Genomic DNA, 5,292 nt, shown 5'->3' with positions numbered 1-5,292 from the left:
GCGATGTTTGTTCAATTTCTTTTACTGTATTTTTTCGAAATTCTGCAGTATATGTTTTAAATTTTTGTTCTTTTCCTGCCATTAAAAAATGCACCTCCTCTAAAAGTTTAGTAAAGTTCTTTTTTAATTTTACTTACTTTTTGGGGTGCAGTCTTAAGATTACCTTTTAAAACATCTTCATACGCTTGATCTGTTACTAAATAAGCACTATTTGATTTTTCACTTAAACACATTTCAACAATTGCTAATCCTAATTGAATTCGTCCCTCTGGTAATCCAATTTGACGAAAACTATCAATTGCTGTTTTGACATGGACCGCAATTGCTGGATTAGCCAAACCAATATCTTCATAAGCAATAATTAACATTCGACGCAATAATGCTTCGTGATCACCACTTGCTAATAACCATGCAAAATAGTGAAAGCTGCGTCAACATCATTACCTCGAATTGACTTTTGCAAGGCTGATTTTAAATCATGATGTTCATCACCTTCTGCAAAATTAATTAAATTAGCCGTTGGAGAAATATTATTAATAATTGTTGTGGTAATTTCTTCTGTGGAATATAAATTTAAACATAATTCTAATATATTAATTGCAATTCGTAAATCACCACTTGCTAATTGACAAATTAATAGTAACGCATCATTAGTAATTGCTAACGGTAATTTTTTCTTTGTAATTATTTTCTGTAAGCCAGTTAGCATTTCATCAACAGTAATTCGTTCTAATTTAATAATATTAGCTCGTGATATTAAAGCTGGATTAATCACAAAATAAGGATTTTCTGTTGTACAAGCAAACATAATTAAGTGTCCATTTTCTAAATACTGCAATAAAATATCTTGCCGATCTTTATTCATTCGGTGTACTTCTTCCAAAATAATAATAAATCGTTCAAAATTTGCTGCTTGCTTAATAATTTTTTCTAAATCTTGTTTTTTATCAATTTCAGCATTAAAAATTGCATACTCAAGTTGTAAATCATTGGCTAATGCTCGAACAATACTACTCTTTCCAACGCCCGGATCACCATAAAAAATTAATGAACTTGCATAATTATATTTCAACATTCGTGAAATAACACCATTGTGATCATTAATAAGGTGGCTTTGCCCAATGATATCAGTTATTGTGGTTGGTCGTAAGACAAATGCTAATGGTTCAAACATTTTTTCGCTCCTAAGTATTTTTTTACATCATAACATAAAAAAACTGATAATTATCAGTTTTATAATAAACCAACGCTAACCTTGGCAGTATTATTGTTGGTTTTGATTTTAATTCATAGTTGCTCTATGCTGACCATATTTGCTATTTTGATATGCTCGTTAATTCTTATAGCAACTTGTAACATTCTTAATAATCTAATTCTTTTGTTTTCTGATATTCTTGGCGAATAATATCATAAATATCTGATTCAAATTTTTTTGTTCCATTAATAACTGCTAATAATGGTTGTTCACCAATTTTGGCTGGTAATTGTAATGTGTCTTCAAAGTAGTGATCAATTCCTTTGATTAAACCACCACCACCACAAATGGTAATTCCATTGCGGAAAATATCTCCCGCTAATTCTGGCGGTGTTTCTTCTAAGACTTGAACTGCTAAATCAATAATTCGTGATACTGGAACTTTTAAAACTTCCCGGATTTCTTCTGGCGTCAACTCAATTTCTCGTGGTAATCCTGAAACAACATCGCGTCCATACACTTTCATTTTTCGTTCATCACCATATTTTGCTAATGAACCAATTTCAATCTTAATCATTTCTGCTGTTTTAATTCCAATTTCTAAACCATATTGAGAACGAACATATTTTAGAATTTCATCATTTAAATAATTTCCAGCAACTTTAACTGATTTTGATAATACAATATCCCCTGAAGCAATAACCGCAATATCCGTTGTTCCTCCTCCCATATCAATCACTAAATTACCAAAAGGTTTATAAATATCAACCCCACCACCTAACGCAGCCATTTTAACTTCTTCTTCAACAAAAACTTTTGTTGCGCCTAGATTCATCGCAATTTTTCTCAAAGCATTTTTTTCTAATTCGGTAATAACTGATGGACAAGCTAATAACATAATTGAATTAGCTAATTGTTTGGTAACTCTTAAACGATTAAAAATATACTTTAATTGTGCTTCTGTTGCACGAATATCTGTAATAACTCCATCAACCATTGGTCGAACAATTCTAATTGTTTTATTTCCTTTTCCAATCATTTTATATGCTTCATTTCCGACAGCAATAATCCGATTTTCTTTAATTTTATATGCCACAATGGATGGTTCATTATAAACAATTCCACTCCCCGAAATATAAACCAGAGTGTAAGCTGTTCCTAAATCCATTGATACAAAAGTTGGCTTCTTATTATTAAATATGGCCATATCAAATCCTCCTTGGTTAATATTATAATCTTTTTTCTTAGTAAAAACAATAAGTATTATTCGTAAACTAGTTAACGTTGGAATAAAGTAAGTATTTTTTTAATAGCCATAAATTTAATGCTTTTATCCCAAAAATAGTAACAAGACTTTGCATGGATTAGTAGCTTTTTTTGGACATTTTTTAAATAGACTTTTGTTTTCCTAACAGGTAATTAATTTATTTTTTGGATATTCATATAATTCTTTTTGTTATTAACTCTAATTATTTATTGGCAATAGAATTTTTCTTATTTCCATTTTTAACTTATAATCCATAGTCGCATTCTAATTTTTTCATCTTTTAAGTTCTTTGTTATTTTGTTTTTTCATATAAAAAGAACATCTCTTTAATAAAGTTTTAACATAATTTTTATTTTTTATGTCTACTTTATTTTAGATGCTCAAAAGTTGATTTTTGTTTTTTATGTAAATACTTTTTAATTAATAAACGAGGGAGAATAATCTCTATGGTATTTGCTACGCTGTCTTAAATGTAAATGATAGATTATAACTTGAACCATTAAAATTAATTTTCACTGCTAATGAAACATTTTTGTTTTCCTCAAAATATTCTTTTTTAATATTTCCTTCTTCATCTAAATATTTTTCTTTATCTTCATCGGAAGTAATTAATTTTTCTTTAATACCAGTTAAGAATAAAGTTTATAAACTTGTATTTTTAATTTTATCAATATCATATTGTTTTACTTCAACATGTTCATTGTTTAATAAAACTAGGCCAATTTTTTCAACAATTTTTTTCATAACTTCTTTACGTTTTTCATCCGTTCATTTCGCCCCTAATTTTTCTGATAAAAGGGGAATAATATGATCATTTAAAAATGTTTCATTAACAAATTGTCATCCATCTTCTGTTTTATCAATGTCTTTAACATCTTTCATATTTTTTAAAACATTTGCAATTTCTTGGTCAATGTTATTTGTCTCTGTGTCTTTGTGACAAGCAGTCAGATTTCCACTAATTACTCCTGACAAAGCAAAAATACCAAATAAGGATAATATTTTTTTCATCTCTTCTTTTCCTTTCGTTTATTCTTTTAATAAAGTATTTTTCCATAGTTAGTAAAATACTATCATAATTATTAAGAAAATTATTTTTAAGATAATCATTTGCTGAAATAAAATAACTATCTACATCTTCGTTGCTAAATCATATTTTTATCATAAAAAAATAATTAATATTGTTAAATATTAATTATTTAAATTTTGCTGTTTAAAACCCATTTTAGTATTTTACTTATTTAAATTAAGTTTCATTTTCATTTTCTTTATTTAATTTTTCTAAAATTTCTTCACAGGTTTTAATTAAATTTTTAACTTTATTAATTTCATCTTCACGATATGGGTCAGATGAAGTTGTCATTAATTCCAATTGTTTTTTTAAAATATTATTTTCATTTGTAATAATAGCAATTGAATTTTCTCTAATTTTTTTATCACTAAAATCACCATCATTTTCTAAAAATAAAATTTGGTAATCACAATCATAGACAATTGCTTGATATTCATACATTTAAACCATATTTGCATCTATTATTTCTTGCAATTCAGAACACATTTTTGAACTACCACATATTTCCTGAATTGATTCTGATGAATTTAGTTCATCAATTTCTTTTTTTGCTTTTTCAAATAATTTTTGATTTTTTTCTTTTAATTGCAAATAATAATTGATATCTTTTACTTCTTCTGGTGGCTCAATTGGTTTTAAATTAGGTGGATTTGAACCATAATCAAAACTTTTACATCCAAAAGTATAAATTGTTAATTGCATTGGTATACTGCATAACAAAATTCACAATCGTTTTTTCATAAGTTTTATCCTCGTGCTAAGTTTGAATTAGCGTTCTTTTCTTTTGGCAGTTTTATAACCTCGTTGAACATGCTCATAAGAATGTTTTTTAACTTGTTTGATTCCTTTTGTAGCAATCTTCATAGATTTTCTACCGAGATAATTTGCTCCAGCAAGAGCTTCTGTTTTCATAAAGTTTTTAGTTTGCTTAAGATTTTTCTTAACTTTTCCAAAACTTCCTGTTGATGTTGGATTAACATCATATGAATCTCCTCATGTCGCTTTTGTTGAGTCTCATCCATTTTTAACTGCTCAAATTGAACGACCAAGAGCATTACCTCCAACCCGCAATCATTTTCCAAGCATTCCTAAAGCTCCTGTTCTTGTTTCTAAAAAACTTAGTGGCGTTATCCCCTGGCTTTGGTTTTGACTACCCCCACCACCACTAAACGTATCCATCCCGGGCAGTCCTGGCATTCCCGATGAATCTTTTTTATGTTTTTTTTTCGCAAAACCAAGTGCTTTTTTAGCAACCTTCCTGGCTCCCATTGCAAACATACCAGCTGCCATTGTACTACGAATTGAATTAAGACCATCTGACATTCCAATTGCTTCACCAATAAAAGCTGAAAGTAAATTTGTAATGCCCCATACACCCAGTGCTCCTCCTAAAATACAAATAATTTGCAAAAGCATTCTTACATAACCAGGAAAATCAGAAGGACCAAAATTAGGACCTGAAATAACATTAATATATATCATAAAAATATAATAAGCCACCAACGCTGTTTATGCCGCTAACATTTTTGATAACACCATATCTTTTCATGTTAGTGCTCTTTTTCCTTCATCTTGCACCATCGTTGCCATTACAACTGGAGCAAAGACTGCACCCCAAAAAGTAAGTAAAATTAAAAAAGAACTTTACTAAACTTTTAGAGGAGGTGCATTTTTTAATGGCAGGAAAAGAACAAAAATTTAAAACATATACTGCAGAATTTCGAAAAAATACAGTAAAAGAAATTGAACAAACATCGC

The 5,292-nt window shown here is 28.6% G+C and carries 7 protein-coding genes; all 7 read right to left on the bottom strand.

Annotation, left to right across the window (positions count from 1 at the left end):
* Positions 1-107: 107 nt before the first annotated feature.
* The 7 genes from D9R21_RS08375 to D9R21_RS04165 all read right to left on the bottom strand — a co-directional run bounded on the left by D9R21_RS08375 (position 108) and on the right by D9R21_RS04165 (position 5,016).
* Positions 108-368, bottom strand: coding sequence for an AAA family ATPase (locus tag D9R21_RS08375; protein WP_241568757.1), 261 nt, complete (start codon positions 366-368; stop codon positions 108-110).
* 32 nt (positions 369-400) lie between these two features.
* A complete protein-coding gene (locus D9R21_RS04185; RefSeq protein WP_241568756.1) occupies positions 401-1,174 on the bottom strand; it encodes an AAA family ATPase in 774 nt (257 codons plus the stop codon).
* Positions 1,175-1,361: 187 nt separating this feature from the next.
* On the bottom strand, positions 1,362-2,402 hold the full coding sequence (gene mreB / locus D9R21_RS04180; RefSeq protein WP_126821221.1) for a rod shape-determining protein: 1,041 nt from the start codon (positions 2,400-2,402) through the stop codon (positions 1,362-1,364).
* Positions 2,403-3,104: 702 nt separating this feature from the next.
* The gene (locus D9R21_RS04175) at positions 3,105-3,473 is read right to left on the bottom strand and encodes a hypothetical protein (protein WP_126821220.1); all 369 of its coding nucleotides are present in this window, start codon (positions 3,471-3,473) and stop codon (positions 3,105-3,107) included.
* 235 nt (positions 3,474-3,708) lie between these two features.
* Positions 3,709-3,975 (bottom strand): hypothetical protein, encoded by a 267-nt coding sequence (locus D9R21_RS08370; protein WP_241568751.1) that lies wholly within the window; start codon positions 3,973-3,975, stop codon positions 3,709-3,711.
* Positions 3,976-4,275, bottom strand: a complete 300-nt coding sequence (locus tag D9R21_RS08365; RefSeq protein WP_241568750.1) for a hypothetical protein — start codon at positions 4,273-4,275, stop codon at positions 3,976-3,978. It lies immediately after the preceding gene.
* A gap of 27 nt (positions 4,276-4,302) precedes the next feature.
* Complete coding sequence (locus tag D9R21_RS04165) at positions 4,303-5,016, bottom strand: hypothetical protein (protein WP_241568749.1); 714 nt, start codon at positions 5,014-5,016, stop codon at positions 4,303-4,305.
* Positions 5,017-5,292: the final 276 nt, after the last annotated feature.

Origin of the sequence: Spiroplasma endosymbiont of Megaselia nigra, from assembly GCF_003987485.1 — a bacterium.
GTDB lineage: Bacteria > Bacillota_I > Bacilli_A > Mycoplasmatales > Mycoplasmataceae > Spiroplasma.
Note: the sequence above shows the minus strand (reverse complement) of the source record. Positions and strands in the feature narration are given on the sequence as shown.